Source organism: Pollutimonas subterranea, assembly GCF_002849655.1.
In the GTDB taxonomy this organism is placed as follows: Bacteria; Pseudomonadota; Gammaproteobacteria; order Burkholderiales; family Burkholderiaceae_B; genus Pollutimonas; species Pollutimonas subterranea.
The window spans coordinates 230,938-247,665 of sequence record NZ_PDNW01000004.1 but is presented as its reverse complement, the minus strand read 5'-3'; the positions used below and the strand labels follow the sequence as shown (position 1 = coordinate 247,665).

The window sequence follows — 16,728 nt, the reverse complement described above, 5'->3', positions numbered from 1 at the left end:
TCAGGCCCGGCTAAACTTCGTCTAGTTGGTCTGGATCTTGGCTTTCTGGATCACATCGTCCCACATGGCGTATTCGCGCTTCGCTTTAGCCAGCAGGTCCGCACCATTGCTGACGTTGATCGTATATCCACCTGCCTTCATGGTCTTTTCAAACTCCGGGTTTTTTGCGATAGTGTTCAATGCGGTTTCCAGGCGTTCGTGGATGTTGGCGGGAAGCTTGCTGGGTGTGATCAAGGCATACCAGCCAGTTACCGCGTAGTCTTTTACCCCAGCTTCTATCATGGTGGGTACGTCGGGAAGGCCGGCGTTGCGTTCGCGCGAAGTTACGGCCAACGCGCGCACTTTATCACTTTGTATATACGGGATCGCTGTGCTGGTGATGTCGAACATGTAGGTGATCTTTCCGCCTATGACATCGATCATGGCGGGCGAGTTGCCGCGGTAGGGCACGTGCAGCATCTCGGTTCCGGTTTTCTGCTTAAGCAACTCGGCCGAGAGATGGTTGGAGGCTCCCACGCCGGCCGAGCCGAAGGAGACCGCATCCGGGTTTTTCTTGGCATACGCAACGAGTTCCTGGATGTTCTTTACGGGAACATCCTTGTTGATCACCAGTACGTTGGTGTAATCGGCGATATTGCCGATGTACGTGAAGTCTTTTTCCAGATCCAGCTTGGCGTTCTTCTGGATCAGCGGTGTGATGGTCAGGGTAGGACTGGCCACAAAGTTGATGGTGTAGCCATCGGGCTGCGCTCGTGAGGTCGATTCGGCGGCAATCATACCGCTGGCGCCGGTGCGGTTTTCGACGATGACCGGCTGCTTCAGTTCGTCGCCCAGATACTTGGCAAAGGTACGTGCGCTGGTGTCGACCGGACCGCCAGGAGAATAGCCGACGATCAGTTTTATGGGCTGTGCGGGCCATGGTGCCTGGGCTTGCGCGGTGGCGACGGCCATAAGGCCGCCGGCGAGGAAAAAAATAGACTTCAGTTTCATGGGCTTGTCTCCAGTTTTATCGATATCAGTGAGCCGCCTCGACGGATGAACAAGTCTCACTGCAAAGCTTTCCCTTGGCAATTCTGTTTTACTTAAGGGTGACTTTTGCCAGCGTATAAGTGGGTCGGTTCGCGACAGATGAACACAGGCTTTCGCAATGCGATATTGTGGAAGACCCACTTAACTTGGTAGATTCCAATCAAAAGGAGATCTGCTATGGATTTGACGTGGAACGCGCAGGAAATTGCCTTCCGGCACGAGGTTCGTGAGTTTGTGCAGGCGGAGTTGCCAGCCGACATTCGCACAAAAGTATTCCGGCACCAGCGACTGGACAAGAACGATTACATACGGTGGCATCGTGTGCTGGCCGCCAAGGGCTGGGGGGCTCCAAATTGGCCCGTTGAGTTTGGCGGTACAGGCTGGAATCCCCTGCAGAGGCTGATTTTTGAAATCGAATGCGCCAAGGGCGGCGCACCTCGCCTTTTACCGTTTGGCCTGGGCATGATAGGCCCGGTATTAATGAAATACGGCAGCAAGTCGTTGCAGGATCGCTTCCTGTCCAGAATGCTCACGGTGGAAGACTGGTGGTGTCAGGGCTATTCCGAACCCGGCGCCGGGTCCGACCTCGCCTCGTTGAAGACACGCGCCACGCGCACCGACGACGGGTATGTCGTGAACGGCCAGAAGACCTGGACGACGCTGGGGCAGTATGCCGACTGGATGTTCTGCCTTGCCCGCACCGATACGGAAGCCAAGCCACAGCGGGGAATATCGCTATTGCTGATTGACTTGCGCCAGCCTGGCGTTACCGTGCGTCCCATCCGTACGCTGGACGGTGGCGTCGATGTCAACGAGGTGTGGCTTGACGATGTAAACGTGCCCTTCGAGAATCTGGTCGGCAACGAGAACGAAGGATGGACCTACGCCAAATATCTCTTGGGCCATGAAAGAACCGGAATTGCCGGCATAGGGCATTGCCATCGCGAGCTGCAGATACTCAAGACGCTTGCGGCCCAAACGCTGATCGACGGCGAGCCAGCCATTCGGAACGCCCGCTTGAAAGAAAAAATCGTGCGCATAGAAATTGACATCGTCGCGCTCGAAATGCTGTTGCTGCGAGTGGCCGCTAACAGCGATCAGGGACCCGGGCCGCAGGCCTCTATCCTGAAGATACGAGGATCCGAAATCCAGCAGGACCTGGCCATGCTGCAAATGGAAGTGATGGGCGTCGATACCTGGCCGTACGATCCCGTCTGGATGGAGGCGGACGCTGCATTTTCCGGACCTGGCGCCGAATTCGCCGCGGCGGCATCAGCAGGCTATTTCGATATGCGTAAAACCAGTATTTATGGGGGGACGACCGAGGTGCAAAAGACCATTATCGCGAAGATGATCCTTGGGTCTTAGTCACGCGGGTCCATGTATCGATAGCGGTTTCTCCTACATTCCACAGGAAACAAGAAATGGATTTCACGTATAACGACGAGCAGCGCATGCTGACGGACAGCCTGCGCAGACTGGTGAGCGACAGTTGGGGCGTCGAGCAACGGCGCGAGCGTGCCGGACAATCGGCGCTTGACCAGAAGGCCTGGCAGTCGCTGGCCGACCTTGGGGTCGCAGGCCTACTGGTACCAGAGCGATACGAAGGTTTCGGCGAATCGCCGGCGACGCTCGTGGCAGTTCATCTCGAATTGGGCAAAGGCCTGGTTTCCGAGCCGGTCATTCCCAGCGCGGTGATGGCAACGGCCCTGGTGCTAAACAGCGCCAACGAGCAAATCAAAACAGAATGCCTGCCCCTCATGGCGTCGGGCTCTTTGGTGTGCTCCGTCGCGTATCTTGAACCCGGCCAGCGTAATGCATGCCGCCCCGCCACGACGCACGCGGTGCACGAGGCCGGGAGCTACACGCTAAACGGCAGGAAGAAGCTTGTATGGCAAGGTGCCAGCGCAGGCAAGCTGGTCGTCAGTGCGGTGCTGAATGGGGAAACGGCGCTGTTCCTGGTCCCCGCCGATGCGCAAGGGATGGCCGTCCAGGATTTTCCCACCATGGACGGCTATCGCTGCGCGGATGTCGAGCTGGATCACGTTGTTGTAGACGAGGCTGCGCTGATTGCTCAAGGCCAGGCAGCCGATGACGCCTTGGCCAGCGCCATGGATCACGGTGTTGCGGCAATGTGCGCGCACGCTGCCGGTGCCATGGATCGCCTGGTGGAGATCACGGCCGAATACCTGAAGACGCGCCGTCAGTTCGGGCGGCCGTTGGCGGACTTCCAGGTGTTGCAGCATCGCCTGGCCGACATGCTGCTGCATAAAGAGTTGGCAACCTCAATGGCCTATGTTGCCGCCACGGCGCTGGGCGAAAGCGATGCCGCCGAACGCCGACGATTGCTGTCGTTGGCCAAGGTGTCGGTGGCCCAGGCGGGATGCTCTATTGGCCAAAGCGCCGTGCAATTGCATGGCGGAATTGGCATGACGGCCGAGCTGGAGGTTGGCGACTATTTCAAGCGCCTGACGCACATGGATTTTCTGTTGGGTGATACGGATTTCCATTTGAGACGCTTGGAGGAATTGTTGGAAGGTTGACCAATACCTGGAGCGCTACAAAGGATGGTCGGAGTCCTCGACGCCTATGTCTTCATTCCAGAGTTCCGGGCTGGCCTCGATGAATGTGCGCATCATATGAATACAGTCGGCATCCTGGAGCACGTCCACCTGTACGCCGCGTGATCGCAACAGCGCCTCTTCACCCATGAAAGTCTGGTTTTCGCCAATGACTATTTGGCGGATGCCGTACAGAAGGATGGCTCCGCTGCACATGGCGCAGGGCGACAGCGTCGTGTAGAGCACGGACTCATGGTAGATTCCCGCCGGCTGGCGCCCGGCATTCTCGAACGCATCCATTTCGCCGTGCAGGATGGCGCTGCCTTTCTGCACGCGTCTATTGTGTCCGCGGCCGATAATGCGGCCATCGTGCACAATGACGGATCCGATTGGGATGCCGCCCTGGGCCAGGCCCAGTCTGGCTTGTTCTATTGCTGCCTGCATGAAAAGATCCACGGATTCTCCTTGAGTGATACTGATAAGACTGTGCGGCCAATGGCCAAAATCATTGATGCGCTCAGGAAGTTCGCGTCCAGAGCCAGTGTTGGTCACCATTCGTGTTTTTCAATTCAGCCGAACCCAGGCACAGATGCCGCACGAAATTCAGGGCGTTGGGCCAAAGCTGGGGGACGCCGGATTCGTCCTGGTGCTTTTCAAGACGCCATTGGGCACCCCTTTCTATGCGAAAGGCGACGGCATAGGAAAATGGTACATCGACGATCCAGGGTATGTAGGCAGGCGGCGGACGCTCTTCGGCCAACACAACCATGGCGGCGCGCGCGCCTCGTCGCAGAAGAAAGGCGGCCTCCATAAAGGCTTGCTCAAGACCGTCGGCATTCACCGATAGCGCAATGGACTTTGTGTTGTCATTGCGGATCTTTGACCACATTCCTACGACGGCGTTATGTACCGACAGCCCGAAGGATGTCGGCGACAAGCCTTCGTGACGGCCCATCGCTTGGAGCAGCGCAAAGCTGCGCGTTGTCTCGCCGTGTTGTGATGCGAAGACCAGAGGCATGGGTGCGCGGTGGTCGGCCAATGGCCAGGCGCAATCGAACACCATCCGGGCCATCGGGCTTAGACGGCGCCGCTGCATGGGAGTGAGGAAATTGAGCTCGGGCGACTCGTAGTCGGCCAATGGGCAGTAAGGGGCATTGGCCCACTGCATCCAGCTTTCCGCATCGCGCATTTCCGGCGCCCATGCTCGCCATTGTCCGATCGAGAATGTCACCATAAGCGGCGATTATACTGGGACTCGGAACGAAAAAACCTTTCAGTTGCCACCCACCACGCAATTGCGCCGAAGCATTTTGGCATCATACAGATAGTCGTCGGCGCGTTTTGCCACGTCGTCGAATGTTTCGCCATCCTGGAAGCAGGCCACGCCGATGCTGGTCGTGAACGATACGGGCGTTCCGTCGTTATCGAGCACTGTTGCGTTTTGGGTCTGTACGCGTATGCGTTCGGCCACGACCAAGGATTCCTCACTGGTAGCACCGATGAGTATGGCAACGAATTCTTCGCCGCCATAACGGGCTACCAAATCGGCGTTACGTACGGCTTCGCGCAAGATGGAGGCGAATTTCTGCAAGACATGATCGCCCACGGAATGGCCATGCTTGTCGTTGATTTTCTTGAAATGGTCCAGATCGATCATAAGCAGCGACATGGGCGGTCTTGCATCGACGCCGTCAATCTGCTGCAAGGCATGGGAAAGTGCGCCGCGGTTCAGCAAGCCTGTCAGTGAATCGTGGGTGGCTTGGCGGTAAAGACGCAGCAACAGGCCCAGGTGAAAATAATTTGCCGCCAGCGACACGACGAACAATGCGCTTAACAGCCACATTTGCTCCCAGCCGCCAGGAGTCATCCATATGCCTGTTACGTACTGCGAGAGGATATGCAGCGCCGTCAAGGCGAGTCCCGCCAGTGCCGATTCGGCCAGCGTAAAGGGGAAAATGCTTAAGGTGGCCACCAACAGGAAGGGAATGAAGCCGTATCCCACGAGGTCACCGGCCTGGCCTGGCGGCAAGGCGATCAGCACCAAGGCGTAGAACGCTGCCGGCAAGGCAATGAGAAGTCCCGCGGAGATGCGTACCCGCAGTGGCCGTGCCCGGCTGTACGTGGCCAAGACCAGGGTGGCGAGAAGCCCGGTCATCAGGAAGATTCGGCCGGGAACGGTATAAGTCAGGGTCGTAGACGGTAGCACGGCGGCGTCGATGGCTACCCATAGCGGTGTAAGAAGCGCGAAGATTATGCCGACGATGAGGACGCGGCTACGCAGATAATCGCTGCGCGCATGGGCGAAATCCTTGGAGTGGCTTCGGCTGCTGAGCGTGTCATGGATGGAGCTGACGCCGATGGCCCGGATGCCGGCGAAGGTGACAGGCCGGGACTTGGCGGGACGTCGGCGCTCGTCGCCGCGCTGGCCTGGACCAGGAAAGCTCGCGCTTGTGTTGGGGGCGGGATTTTGACTCATTGCGCGGCACGAAGGATCAGGTTAAACGATACTATCTCGTCTTATAACCATGTTCTCATGTCGGATAACGCCTGCATTTGATTTGTATCAAACCTTTTTGCCGTGTGCCGGCGGCCAGCTGAAATACTGTGTGGTCGATGCTTCGGTGTCTTGCAACCCAGCGTCTTCCTCCGGCACGCAATCACGTAGCGCCAGGCGCACACGTTCAAGTGCGGCGTAGCCTGCTGCGCCTTGAACCACCTGGTTCCACAACTACGGTGAACACAGCGTATCGTATGGGAATGGTCGTCATGAAGCGTGAGGGCATGCTGGCCAATTGCGGCTTCGACTGAGCGGCGCGGCAACTCGGTGTTTGCTGACAAAAATCGGCGTTATGGCGGTGTGCCGCTAACCATAAGCCCGCCGGAACTTAAAGCATAAAGCTGTCGCCGACTCTTCTGTTCTCTACGGAACGCAGACTCCACGCGCTTTACGAATAAAGCGTATCTATGCCGGTCATTCTTTTTTAAAGGATAAGAAAGCCAATCGTCCAGTAAAAAATCTACCCAGTAGTACAGAGTATTTTCGTTGCCGCCGGATCGGTTTGATGCGACCAAAGAAAACCTGAAAAGGCGCCTGCCGCACCCCGTATTCAAACGTTGGAACGGGGGGCAAGGGCTTGGCTGGCTGCTCGGCGACCTAGCGCTGGCAGCCGTCAATCCCGCAGCTTTCGCCTTCGCTTGCGTTCAGCACCGTCGGTACATCGGTAGCCGCTTCAAGAAGCGCCTTCTCGAACACGGCAACCTTTTGTGCGCCAGATAGGTATAGCTTGTTGTTGAAGAGGAACAACGGCACGCCGTTTGTGATCTGGTTCGCTTCCCGTTCGTTGCGCTCAATCTCGGACCTAATTTTTGGGGAATCAAAATCAAAGCGCGTGTCAGTGAGGCCGACTTCTTTGGCCAAAGAGACGAGCACCTCCCTGTCGAAGATGTCCAGTCCATCCGTGGTGACAGCCTTGTAAACACGCTCGGTCATGTCTTGAGCGAGCACTGGTGAACGAATGCTCTTGATCGCCGTGTGTGCCGCACTGGTGTCGCCGAAACGCATGGTGGTGAAGTTGTATGCCAAGTTTTCCATGGCCCCGTTGTCACTTACCGCCGCCATCATCCTGTCGGCAGCGGCGGGGCCACCGAGCTTTTGATAGAGCGCAGCTTTGTAGTCCATTGGCTCTATGCCCCGCGCAAGCCGATAGGATTTTGTAGTGACGACGACTTCAACTTGGTCGGCCAGTCCGGCAAGTGCTTTTTCGAACCTTCGCTTGGCGATCCAGCACCATGGGCACACAAAGTCCGACCAAATTACGACGTTTACTTGTTTCATTTTTCATCCCGGTTTTGAGTGCGCACAATTCTACCATCTTGGGGGACCGTCTAGTAGGTAGGCTTGTAAGTCGAAACAGGCAAGGAAGCGAGGGTTACCTGCGCAACCACACTGGTACTGGCAGCCGACGAACAGAAGACGCTGGAACGACTTTCTCAAGCGGATCAACCGCCAAACACCCAAGGGCAAGGACCTGCATCTGGTGTGCGATAACTACGCCACGCAAAAGCGTCCGCGTTTTCATGTCCACTTCACGCCGACCTCGGCGTCCTGGCTCGATGTGGTGGAGCGCTTCTTTCGCGACATAACTGTTCAACGTCTGCGTCGCGGCGTCTTTCCCAGTGTGCTGCAGTTGACTGCTGCCATTGATGATTATGTCGCCCATCACAATGAAAATCCCAAGCCGTTTATCTGGACCGCCAAGGCCCGCGATATCCTTCAAAAGGTCGTTCGTGCCAACCGCAGCTTAAGCTCTAAATAGAATGAAGCACTACACTAGGCCTTCGGTAGTTCGGCAAAGAAGGATGGAGTCTGCAAAGAAGCCCCGATACCGCCAGCGCGCAACAACCGCGACCCGGGCGCTGTCGAACCGATGAAACTCGATCGGAGGGCGCAATAAGCCGCTTCTTATTCGCTCTTTTTAAACCCCTTGTTTATCCTGCTTTTTTGGCCAGGTTTTCGATAATGTAAGCCTCTGCGTTCACGACATGCTCTTTCGCCAGCAGTTCTGCTCGCTCGACATCGCCGCTAACAATCGCGTCGACGAGGTCTTGATGCTCGTCGATCAGCTTCGCAGGGCTGGCCATCGCGAGATTCGTGGACATCACGTAGATAAGAATAGATTGGTTCAAGAGTTCTAGATGGGCAGTCAACCGTTTGTTGTTGGCCACCATGCATATAGTTTTGTGCACGTTTAAATCGGCCTCGGCAATAGCTCGACGGTCGTTGGAAAGGCTAACGCGCTTCAGCTCTTTGAGTGCGCTTAGTAGCGCCTTTTTTCCCAGCTCATCGATGTTCCTCGCTGCGAGCTTCGCCGCCATCCCCTCAAGGCAATGCCGCAAAGTGTAAAGCTCGTTGGCATCTTCGGGCGACAAGGGCGCCACTTCCCAGCCGCTGTAAGGGCGCTGAACGACCAAACTATCGGCGCCAAGCCGTTGCAGAGCGCTCCGGACAGTAGAACGCGACAACCCGACCTCCGTGGCAAGCCCTATCTCGGTCAATTTCATTCCCGATGTAAATCTGCCATCGATGATCGCGTCGCGAAGCCAGTCGGCCGCTTGCTGTTCGAGACTTCTTTTATCAATGGCCATATGACCTCTTTGTCCTGTTGATTCCATGATCGCTACCCTAAGTCAACGCTATTGTATCGACCGGCAGTTCTTTGGTGTAAATACACAGGCGATTTACCGCTATGAGTAAAGCGCGGGTAAACCCCGGTGGACACTTTTCAACGTGTTAATCATACTCGGGTTAATAGTTAACGGTTAATTGTTAACGAAACAACCAAAGAAGATTTAGCAATTGGAGAGCATTGGGATGAAGATCGAGCGTGTGGAAACCTTGGCGTGCGATGCGGGATGGCGCAATTATCATTTTCTAAAGATCACGACGGATACTGGCATCGTTGGCTGGAGTGAATTTGATGAAGCATTCGGCCCCGCAGGTTTGGGTGATGTCATTAAGCGTTATGCACCCCAGCTTATCGGCAAATCGGTCGATGACCACGAGATGCTCTATGGGTCCATCGCCGCGACAATGCGGCCAGCCCCTTATGGGTTAAGCGCCGAGGCGCTGGGGGCGATCGAAAACGCGCTCCTCGATGCCAAGGCCAAGTCGCTAGGCGTTCCCTGCTATCAATTGCTTGGCGGTAAACACCGGGACGCCATACCTATCTACTGGTCTCATTGCGCAACGTGGCGCATTAGCCATCCCACACATTACAAGCCGGCGATTGTAGATTTGGACGGCGTAAAAAAAGCAGGTGAAGACGCGCGCCTTGCGGGCCATTCGGCCGTTAAGACGAATATGTTCATGCACGGCGATGGCCCCGTGCGGCAATGGATGACCGGCTTTGGCGCGCCGTACGCGCCATCATTGACGATCGACAGGAAGCTTATCAATAGTGTGCGCGCGCACCTGGAAGCGCTGCAAGACGGCGCGGGCCCGGATGTACGCTTGATGATAGACCTGAACTTCAACGCGCGAACGGAAGGGTACGTTAGCATGATACGAGCGTTGAAGGACTTCGACTTCCTATGGGTCGAGCTGGACAGCTATAACCCCGAAGCGCTCGCCTATATACGACAGCAAAGTCATTGTCCCATTAGCGGACTTGAAACCTTGTTCGGCGTGCGCCAGTTTCTACCTTACTTCCGCGAGCAATCCGTGGATGTCGCCATCATCGATGCCGTTTGGAACGGCGTATGGCAGTCGATGAAAGTGGCCAATACCGCCGAAGCGTTCGATATCAACATTGCTCCGCACAACTTCTATAGCCATCTTGCAAGCATGATGAACGTGCACTTTGCGGCGGCAGTGCCGAATTTGCGCATCATGGAGTACGACATCGACCGCCTGGCTTGGGACGACGAACTGTTTAATTACGCACCGCAAGTCCGCAACGGGGAAATTTTGGTACCCGACACCCCGGGTTGGGGCTGCGAGCCCAATGAAGAGGCCTTTTTGGCCCACCCACCCAAAGAACGCACCGGTTATCTGGGCCTCTGAGGCAAAAACTTTGAACCGGTGAGTAGTTGGAGGAGACCTCATGACTCAAGCTAAAACTGCTAAATCTCTCAGATTGTTTACGCACGCGATACTCGCGGGCAGCATGTTTATCATGGTTGCCCTGGTGTTCGTGAATGTTGTACTGCGCTATGGCTTTAATTCAGGTATTGCGGAGTCGGAGGATATTGCGCGTTTCATTTTCATCTGGATGGTCTTCATCGGCTCGATTCTCGCGATGCAAGAGGGCACCCATCTTGGTACCGATATCTTGTTGAAATCACTGGGTCCGAGAGCACGAAAAAGCTGCATGATTGTCAGCCATGTGTTGATGTGCTTCGCCTTTACCCTTCTTCTGTGCGGCAGTTGGGCTCAGGCTGAACTCAATGCAGGAGTGTATGCGCTTGGAGCTGTCCCTTATCCGCTTTCATGGATCTATGTCGCAGGTGTCGTGGGTAGCATGGGATGTTTGACCGTGATTCTGAAAAATTTGTTTTTCCTTGTCTGGAAACGACCTGTGCGTAACCCGAGCGATGTAGTCGAAGGCGTGGTTTAAGGCACGCGCTCAATGTTTGTTGTGTACGAACATTGTCGACGCTGCTTCCGGATCTAAACCACACCCTCCTTAAAGGTCTCTAAATGACTATATTTATTTTTGTCGGGGCATTGCTCTCGACCATGCTGATCGGCGTCCCTATTGCCCTGGCACTCATTTTGGCAGCTGTGGCCATCATGTTGCAGTTGGACATATTTGATGCTCAGATTGTTGCCAGTAATATGATTAACGGCATAGATAACTTTATCTTTCTGGCTGTTCCGTTTTTCATACTTGCCGGCGAGTTGATGAACGCCGGAGGCCTCTCCCGCCGTATCGTCGGCATGGCGATCGCGATGGTTGGTCATCTGCGTGGTGGCATCGGCTATGTGGCAATCATTGCAAGCATCGTCATGGCGAGCTTATCGGGCTCCGCTATAGCAGACAGCGCGGCATTGGCGGCGCTGCTCGTTCCTATGTTGCGCAACGCTGGTTACAGTCTTGAGCGAGCTGCGGGGCTGGTTTCTGCAGGTGGCATCATTGCGCCTATTATTCCTCCTTCCATCGGACTGATCATGTTCGGGGTGGTGGGGACCGTTTCGATCACCAAACTTTTCCTGGCCGGCATTGTGCCTGGTTTGATGATGGGTGGGTCACTGGCGCTGGTGTGGTGGTGGTTGAGTCGCAAGAGCACCGAGGCTCCAGTCCCGCGTATGTCGCTGAACGAGGTGAAGTCTGCTTTGACACAAGGTATATGGGCGCTTTTGCTGCCCGTCATTATCGTTGGCGGCATGCGATTCGGTGTTTTCACTCCAACGGAAGCAGCTGTTGTAGCTGTCGTGTATGCCATCGCAGTAGGCGTATTCATTTACCGAGAGTTGACACTAGTGCTTCTCTATCAGTGTCTCATTGATGCGGCTAAAACTACCTCCATCGTAATGCTGCTGGTATCTGCCGCATTTGTCTCTGGTTGGCTCATTACTGTTGCCAACCTGCCTGAGCAGCTTGGTGGGCTTCTGCAGCCCTTCCTGGAACATCCGAGGCTGCTGGTATTGGTAATGATCGTTATTGTCATGGTGGTTGGTATGGCTCTGGACTTCACGCCGATGGTCCTCATCCTGACACCGATCATGCTCCCCGTTGCCCAACAGGCGGGGGTTGATCCTGTTTATTTCGGCGTGCTGTTCATCATGGCTGTTTCGATTGGTCTGATTACGCCGCCTGTGGGTAATGTTCTTAACGTCGTCGCTTCAGTATCCAAAGCCGAATTTACGGGCGTTGCTCGTGGCGTGCTTCCTTTCCTTCTTGCGGAGATAACAGTATTGCTGTTGTTGATTGCTTTTCCCAATCTTGTGCTGGTTCCCCTTTCGTGGTTGATGTAATAAATTAAATGGAGATAGGAATGAACTATAAAAACTTAATGAGCTTGCTAGTTACTACGGCCTTGACCGCAACTGGCTTTTCTGCGTACGCGGCGACTGACGAAGTCAAGCAGCGCACACTGAAATTTGGACACCTTTCGACGAATGAGTCTCCGCTGGGGCAAGGCGCGCTGAAGTTTGCGGAGCTTGTGGCTGAAAGGTCAGACGGACGGATTCAAATCAAAATCTACCCTGCCGGTCAACTGGGCAGTGAGGCTCAGCAGATCGGTGCGACGCAGGGCGGGCTTCAGGATTTTGTCATGTTGTCCAGCACACCGATGTCTTCTGTTGTGCGGGATTTACAAGTATTGGATTTTCCTGGTGTGGTGACGACGCCTCAAGAGGCGGACAAGCTGCTTGATGGCCCGATTGGCCAGAAAATTCTTAAGGAGTTCGATACAAAGAGATTGATTGGTCTTGCCTACTTTGAAAACGGATTCAGACATCTAACCAATAATAAGCACCGGGTTCAGACAGTAGCTGAAATGGCAGGCCTGAAAGTTCGTGTTCAACAGAGCCCAAGCAGTGTGGATTTCTTGAAGAGTTTGAATACCAATGCTATTCCGATGTCATGGAACCAGTTGTACACCGCCCTGGAAACCAATACGGTCGATGGCCAGGAGAATCCGATTGGCACTATCCATATGGCAAAGCTGAATGAGGTTCAGAAATATATGACACTGACCGCACACGCCTATGGAGCGCATGTGATTGTGGGCAGCCAGAAGGTGTGGCAGTCGCTTTCTCCGAAGGAAAAAGAAATTATCAGCACTGCCGTTGTAGAGGCGCGTGATTATCAGCGCACAGCAAACAGAGGCAGTGAGGAAAAAATGCTTTCTGAAATGAAAGCGGACGGACTGATTGTGGATACTTTTCCCGCAGAGGAGACTGACAAGATGACTGTGCTTGCGAAGCCGGTTCTGGAAAAATACCTGAAAGGTGTGAGTCCCGACATTGCAAAGGCGATATTGGATCGGAACTACCAATAACGAGGAATGCACTGCATAAGGCCAAGCAAGTGCATTCGTTAAAGATGCCTTAATGGCCAGTTAGACGGGGAAGCCTGGAGATTGTGGGCCCGGTAGCATGTTGTGCCACATTTCCTGTTTTTTTCAAGACAGCATGCAACATTTAGATAGGCTAACGGCAACACACTCTCTTGACGGTATATCTGCTGGTAGGCGGCATATCCAAAAGAGATGGGTGGTGCGAACGCAGCGAAGAGGCCTTTTTGGCCCACCCACCCAAAGAACGCACCAGTTATCTGGACCCCTGAGGCCGCCATGAAAAACACACATACACAGCAGGAAAGCCAATGAAACCAAAGGTAGTCATTACAGACTCGGTGTCAGCCGATTTAAGCATAGAGCTTGCAATGCTCGATGGGCATGCCGATGTCATATACGGCCAGGGCAAAGCGCCTGAAGAACTCCAGGAACTGCTGCGCGATGCCGATGCAGTGCTTAACTGCTACACGCGGCTCTCCGAGGACATGGTTAACGGAATGCAAAAATGCAAGATCATTGCCCGTTCAGGCATAGGCGTGGACACCGTTCCTGTCGGCTTGGCGACGCAAAAAGGCATCAAGGTCACGAATGTTCCGGACTATTGCATTGACGAGGTCGCGGACCACACGCTGGCGCTAATGCTGGCTTTGCGGCGCGGCATTGATCAAGGGGCCACGCAAGCTAGGCAAGGTCTGTGGAATCTTAAAGGGCTTACGCCTATTCATCGTAACGCGGGCTGCAAATTGGGTTTGATAGGGTTCGGAAACATCGCGCAAGCGGTGGCAAAACGGGCGCGGACCTTCAAATTCGAGATCATCGTATATGACCCATTTCTTTCTGCCGATGCCGCACGCGCTCACGAAGTTAAACAGGTAGCACTGGAAGAGTTATTGTCGCAAGCCGACGTGCTTTCGCTTCACGTGCCGCTTAATGAACACACGCAACACATGATCGGCGACGCGGCACTGCGCCAGATAAAGCCCGGCGCCATCGTGATCAACACCGCGCGTGGTGGATTGATCGATACCAAGGCATTGCTCAAGGCGTTAGACGAAGGCCGCATCGCGGGCGCTGCGCTGGACGTGCTGGAACAGGAGCCGCCCCAGGATCTGCAAGCTATTTCGCGTACACGGAATCTTATGCTTACGCCGCACGCTGCGTTCTATTCGGTCGAGTCGGAGGAAGAACTGCGAACTAAATCCGTTGCTGAAATCGTCCGCGTACTGAACGGAGAAGAACCCAAGTACTGGGTGAACAAGAAAGCATAGGAAACCCCATGAACTCCTTATTGATCTTCTCACATTGGATGGACAAGCTTTCGGAGCAGGTTGGCACTGCGGTCAAGTGGCTCGTGCTCGTGGCTGTGTTGATCAGCACCGGCAACGCAATCATGCGCAAGGCTTTCTCCATTAGCTCAAACGGCTTGCTCGAGATCCAGTGGTATTTGTTCTCAGGGATCTTCTTGCTCGGCGCAGGGTATGCCTTTCTAAGAAATGCCCACGTGCGCATAGACTTCGTGTCAGGTCGCTTATCGCCTCGAACCCGCTCAGCGATAGACATCGTCGGCATCCTGGCCGTTATCGTCCCGCTTTGCTGCATATTGATCGGTCTCTCTTGGCCCTTGCTGGTAAATGCCTGGGTTAGTGGAGAGATGTCGCCGGATGCGGGCGGACTTATACGCTGGCCAGTTTATTCATTGGTGCCCATAGGGATGGTTTTATTGCTGCTGCAGAGCGCGTCAGAGCTGATCAAGCGTGCCGCATTCATCATGGGCCTTATCCCGGACCCCATCGCTGAGCCCGAACTGGAAGATATACCGGAAGTACAAACGCCAGGCCACTCCAAAGCCTCGGAAAGCGCCAATGAAACACGGGAGCAAAGGTAATGGAGTTCTTGGTCAATAACTTTGTGCCGCTGATGTTTTGCGGACTGATATTTTTCCTGCTAACGGGTTTCCCTGTTGCCTTTAGCCTGGCTGCGACAGGCTTGGGGTTTGGATGGCTAGCTAACGAGATCGGCCTGTTCCCGCTTTCTTTGTTCCAAGCCTTGCCGCTGCGCTTATTTGGCATCATGAGCAACGACACACTGCTTGCGATTCCCTTCTTTACTTTCATGGGTATCGTCCTGCAACGCAGCGGCATGGCTGAAGACTTATTGGAGACGATAGGGCAGGTGTTCGGGCGCGTTCGCGGCGGCCTTGCCATTGCCGTCATACTGGTCGGGGCGTTGTTGGCCGCCACGACCGGCGTCGTGTCCGCCGCAGTGATCTCGATGGGATTGATATCCCTTCCCATCATGTTGCGCTATGGGTACAACAGAAGTATCGCTACGGGCGTCATCAGTGCCTCCGGCACCCTTGCGCAGGTTGTGCCACCATCGCTCGTACTGATCGTGATGGCCGATCAACTGGGCCGCCCCGTTGGTGACATGTATGCAGGTGCCTTGATTCCAGCCCTGCTACTGATCTTGCTATATGCCGTGTTCATCATCGGCTTGGCCGTATTCCGTGCTAACTGGGTGACAGCACTTCCCCCAGAGGCTCTCATTTACAAAGAGGACGACGGAGCGAGTGGGCATAAGTCGCTGCTCGTTGTCCTTGGCATTGCCGGCGCCGCCGGATACGTATGGTCTCTGGTACACGAGCCTTTCATGAGTGTGATCAGTGGAACGGATCATGTCGCGGAGCCAGCCGGTTTGGTTATCTCGTCCATGGTGATCGGGGCCGTCGTTGCCCTGGCCATCGCGATCACAAATCGTTTGATGCGCGCGCAACTGCTATCGAAGCTGACAGAACAGGTGGTGTTCGTATTGATTCCCCCGCTGGTGCTCGTGTTTCTTGTGCTGGGTACCATTTTCCTGGGCATCGCCACGCCCACCGAAGGGGGCGCCATGGGCGCCACGGGTGCTCTTGTGATGGCGCTGGCCCGGCGCAGCCTTGGATGGAAGCTGTTACGGCAAGCGCTGGATCACACCGCACTGCTTACGATCTTTGTCATGTTCATCGTCATCGGAGCGACCATCTTCAGTTTTACCTTCAATGCCGTCGATGGCATACAAGTGGTCGGCAAGCTGTTCGACAGCTTGCCAGGCGGATATGTCGGCTTCCTGATTGCCGTGAACCTGCTTGTATTTGTCCTGGGCATGTTCATTGATTACTTCGAGATTGCGTTCATCGTCATTCCCATCCTGGCGCCTGTCGCGGAGCAAATGGGCATAGACCTGGTCTGGTTTGGCGTCATGCTGGCGATGAACCTCCAAACGTCTTTTCTGACGCCCCCATTTGGCTACGCACTCTTCTATCTGCGTAGCGTTGCTCCCAAGACTGACTACACCGACCTGGTGACCAAACGACGCATCGGCAAGGTCACTACCGGGCAAATCTACAAGGGATCCTTGGTGTTCATCTTGTTGCAGGTCGTCATGCTGGTTATGGTCATCGTTTTTCCGGAACTGGTCACCAATAACCTGGATCGGGCTCCGACAGGCGATCTGAACAGCATAGAACTGAACGTAGACAGGTCTGGATACGAGGCCCCGGCCATGGACATGATGGACGGCTTCGAGGTACCCAAACCCGGCTGATCAGGCCACTAATTCGATAGCGTTACCCACCATA

General features: G+C 54.9%; 15 protein-coding genes and 1 pseudogene. 10 read left to right on the top strand and 6 right to left on the bottom strand.

Annotation, left to right across the window (positions count from 1 at the left end; all coding sequences use genetic code 11):
• Positions 1 to 21 precede the first annotated feature (21 nt).
• The gene (locus CR159_RS07040) at positions 22 to 990 is read right to left on the bottom strand and encodes a Bug family tripartite tricarboxylate transporter substrate binding protein (RefSeq protein ID WP_102073289.1); all 969 of its coding nucleotides are present in this window, start codon (positions 988 to 990) and stop codon (positions 22 to 24) included.
• 216 nt (positions 991 to 1,206) lie between these two features.
• Between CR159_RS07040 and CR159_RS07035 the strand changes: the two genes are divergently transcribed.
• Both CR159_RS07035 and CR159_RS07030 read left to right on the top strand, forming a co-directional pair.
• Entirely contained in the window at positions 1,207 to 2,397 is a 1,191-nt protein-coding gene (locus CR159_RS07035) for an acyl-CoA dehydrogenase family protein (protein ID WP_102073288.1), read from the top strand.
• 56 nt (positions 2,398 to 2,453) lie between these two features.
• Positions 2,454 to 3,572 (top strand): acyl-CoA dehydrogenase family protein, encoded by a 1,119-nt coding sequence (locus CR159_RS07030; protein WP_102073287.1) that lies wholly within the window; start codon positions 2,454 to 2,456, stop codon positions 3,570 to 3,572.
• A 15-nt stretch (positions 3,573 to 3,587) separates the two neighbouring features.
• Here CR159_RS07030 and CR159_RS07025 read toward each other — a convergent pair whose 3' ends face one another.
• The 4 genes from CR159_RS07025 to CR159_RS07010 all read right to left on the bottom strand — a co-directional run bounded on the left by CR159_RS07025 (position 3,588) and on the right by CR159_RS07010 (position 7,425).
• Positions 3,588 to 4,046, bottom strand: a complete 459-nt coding sequence (locus CR159_RS07025; RefSeq protein ID WP_102073372.1) for a nucleoside deaminase — start codon at positions 4,044 to 4,046, stop codon at positions 3,588 to 3,590.
• Positions 4,047 to 4,107: 61 nt separating this feature from the next.
• Positions 4,108 to 4,824 (bottom strand): beta-ketoacyl synthase chain length factor, encoded by a 717-nt coding sequence (locus CR159_RS07020; RefSeq protein WP_102073286.1) that lies wholly within the window; start codon positions 4,822 to 4,824, stop codon positions 4,108 to 4,110.
• Between the two features lie 39 nt (positions 4,825 to 4,863).
• Complete coding sequence (locus CR159_RS07015; protein WP_102073285.1) at positions 4,864 to 6,066, bottom strand: GGDEF domain-containing protein; 1,203 nt, start codon at positions 6,064 to 6,066, stop codon at positions 4,864 to 4,866.
• Between the two features lie 678 nt (positions 6,067 to 6,744).
• Entirely contained in the window at positions 6,745 to 7,425 is a 681-nt protein-coding gene (locus CR159_RS07010; RefSeq protein WP_102073284.1) for a DsbA family oxidoreductase, read from the bottom strand.
• 136 nt (positions 7,426 to 7,561) lie between these two features.
• Here CR159_RS07010 and CR159_RS07005 point away from each other — a divergent pair.
• Positions 7,562 to 7,906, top strand: a pseudogene (locus tag CR159_RS07005) (IS630 family transposase); the annotation flags it as partial.
• 172 nt (positions 7,907 to 8,078) lie between these two features.
• Here the strand turns inward: CR159_RS07005 and CR159_RS07000 are convergent.
• Positions 8,079 to 8,735, bottom strand: coding sequence for a GntR family transcriptional regulator (locus CR159_RS07000; protein WP_102073283.1), 657 nt, complete (start codon positions 8,733 to 8,735; stop codon positions 8,079 to 8,081).
• Between the two features lie 226 nt (positions 8,736 to 8,961).
• On the opposite strand from CR159_RS07000, the gene CR159_RS06995 reads away from it, so the two are divergent.
• The 7 genes from CR159_RS06995 to CR159_RS06965 all read left to right on the top strand — a co-directional run bounded on the left by CR159_RS06995 (position 8,962) and on the right by CR159_RS06965 (position 16,694).
• The gene (locus CR159_RS06995; protein ID WP_102073282.1) at positions 8,962 to 10,152 is read left to right on the top strand and encodes a mandelate racemase/muconate lactonizing enzyme family protein; all 1,191 of its coding nucleotides are present in this window, start codon (positions 8,962 to 8,964) and stop codon (positions 10,150 to 10,152) included.
• Between the two features lie 40 nt (positions 10,153 to 10,192).
• The gene (locus CR159_RS06990) at positions 10,193 to 10,705 is read left to right on the top strand and encodes a TRAP transporter small permease (protein ID WP_102073281.1); all 513 of its coding nucleotides are present in this window, start codon (positions 10,193 to 10,195) and stop codon (positions 10,703 to 10,705) included.
• A gap of 83 nt (positions 10,706 to 10,788) precedes the next feature.
• Positions 10,789 to 12,066 carry a TRAP transporter large permease subunit gene (locus CR159_RS06985; RefSeq protein WP_102073280.1) on the top strand — a complete coding sequence of 426 codons (1,278 nt, stop codon included), beginning with the start codon at positions 10,789 to 10,791 and terminating at the stop codon, positions 12,064 to 12,066.
• Between the two features lie 20 nt (positions 12,067 to 12,086).
• Positions 12,087 to 13,094, top strand: a complete 1,008-nt coding sequence (locus tag CR159_RS06980) for a DctP family TRAP transporter solute-binding subunit (RefSeq protein ID WP_158238516.1) — start codon at positions 12,087 to 12,089, stop codon at positions 13,092 to 13,094.
• Between the two features lie 326 nt (positions 13,095 to 13,420).
• Positions 13,421 to 14,380, top strand: coding sequence for a C-terminal binding protein (locus CR159_RS06975; protein ID WP_102073278.1), 960 nt, complete (start codon positions 13,421 to 13,423; stop codon positions 14,378 to 14,380).
• A gap of 8 nt (positions 14,381 to 14,388) precedes the next feature.
• A complete protein-coding gene (locus tag CR159_RS06970; protein ID WP_102073277.1) occupies positions 14,389 to 14,997 on the top strand; it encodes a TRAP transporter small permease subunit in 609 nt (202 codons plus the stop codon).
• Positions 14,997 to 16,694 carry a TRAP transporter large permease gene (locus tag CR159_RS06965; RefSeq protein WP_102073276.1) on the top strand — a complete coding sequence of 566 codons (1,698 nt, stop codon included), beginning with the start codon at positions 14,997 to 14,999 and terminating at the stop codon, positions 16,692 to 16,694. The genes CR159_RS06970 and CR159_RS06965 overlap by 1 nt, the downstream gene beginning before the upstream one ends.
• The last annotated feature ends 34 nt before the right edge of the window (positions 16,695 to 16,728 follow it).

What these genes read in the sequence shown, in the direction of transcription:
- CR159_RS07020 (WP_102073286.1), bottom strand. Translation starts at nt 4,824, where the DNA reads ATGGTGACATTCTCGATCGGACAATGGCGAGCATGGGCGCCGGAAATG.
- CR159_RS07030 (WP_102073287.1), top strand. Translation starts at nt 2,454, where the DNA reads ATGGATTTCACGTATAACGACGAGCAGCGCATGCTGACGGACAGCCTG.
- CR159_RS06970 (WP_102073277.1), top strand. Translation starts at nt 14,389, where the DNA reads ATGAACTCCTTATTGATCTTCTCACATTGGATGGACAAGCTTTCGGAG.
- CR159_RS06985 (WP_102073280.1), top strand. Translation starts at nt 10,789, where the DNA reads ATGACTATATTTATTTTTGTCGGGGCATTGCTCTCGACCATGCTGATC.
- CR159_RS06990 (WP_102073281.1), top strand. Translation starts at nt 10,193, where the DNA reads ATGACTCAAGCTAAAACTGCTAAATCTCTCAGATTGTTTACGCACGCG.
- CR159_RS07040 (WP_102073289.1), bottom strand. Translation starts at nt 990, where the DNA reads ATGAAACTGAAGTCTATTTTTTTCCTCGCCGGCGGCCTTATGGCCGTC.
- CR159_RS07000 (WP_102073283.1), bottom strand. Translation starts at nt 8,735, where the DNA reads ATGGCCATTGATAAAAGAAGTCTCGAACAGCAAGCGGCCGACTGGCTT.
- CR159_RS07035 (WP_102073288.1), top strand. Translation starts at nt 1,207, where the DNA reads ATGGATTTGACGTGGAACGCGCAGGAAATTGCCTTCCGGCACGAGGTT.
- CR159_RS06995 (WP_102073282.1), top strand. Translation starts at nt 8,962, where the DNA reads ATGAAGATCGAGCGTGTGGAAACCTTGGCGTGCGATGCGGGATGGCGC.
- CR159_RS06965 (WP_102073276.1), top strand. Translation starts at nt 14,997, where the DNA reads ATGGAGTTCTTGGTCAATAACTTTGTGCCGCTGATGTTTTGCGGACTG.
- CR159_RS07010 (WP_102073284.1), bottom strand. Translation starts at nt 7,425, where the DNA reads ATGAAACAAGTAAACGTCGTAATTTGGTCGGACTTTGTGTGCCCATGG.
- CR159_RS07015 (WP_102073285.1), bottom strand. Translation starts at nt 6,066, where the DNA reads ATGAGTCAAAATCCCGCCCCCAACACAAGCGCGAGCTTTCCTGGTCCA.
- CR159_RS06975 (WP_102073278.1), top strand. Translation starts at nt 13,421, where the DNA reads ATGAAACCAAAGGTAGTCATTACAGACTCGGTGTCAGCCGATTTAAGC.
- CR159_RS06980 (WP_158238516.1), top strand. Translation starts at nt 12,087, where the DNA reads ATGAACTATAAAAACTTAATGAGCTTGCTAGTTACTACGGCCTTGACC.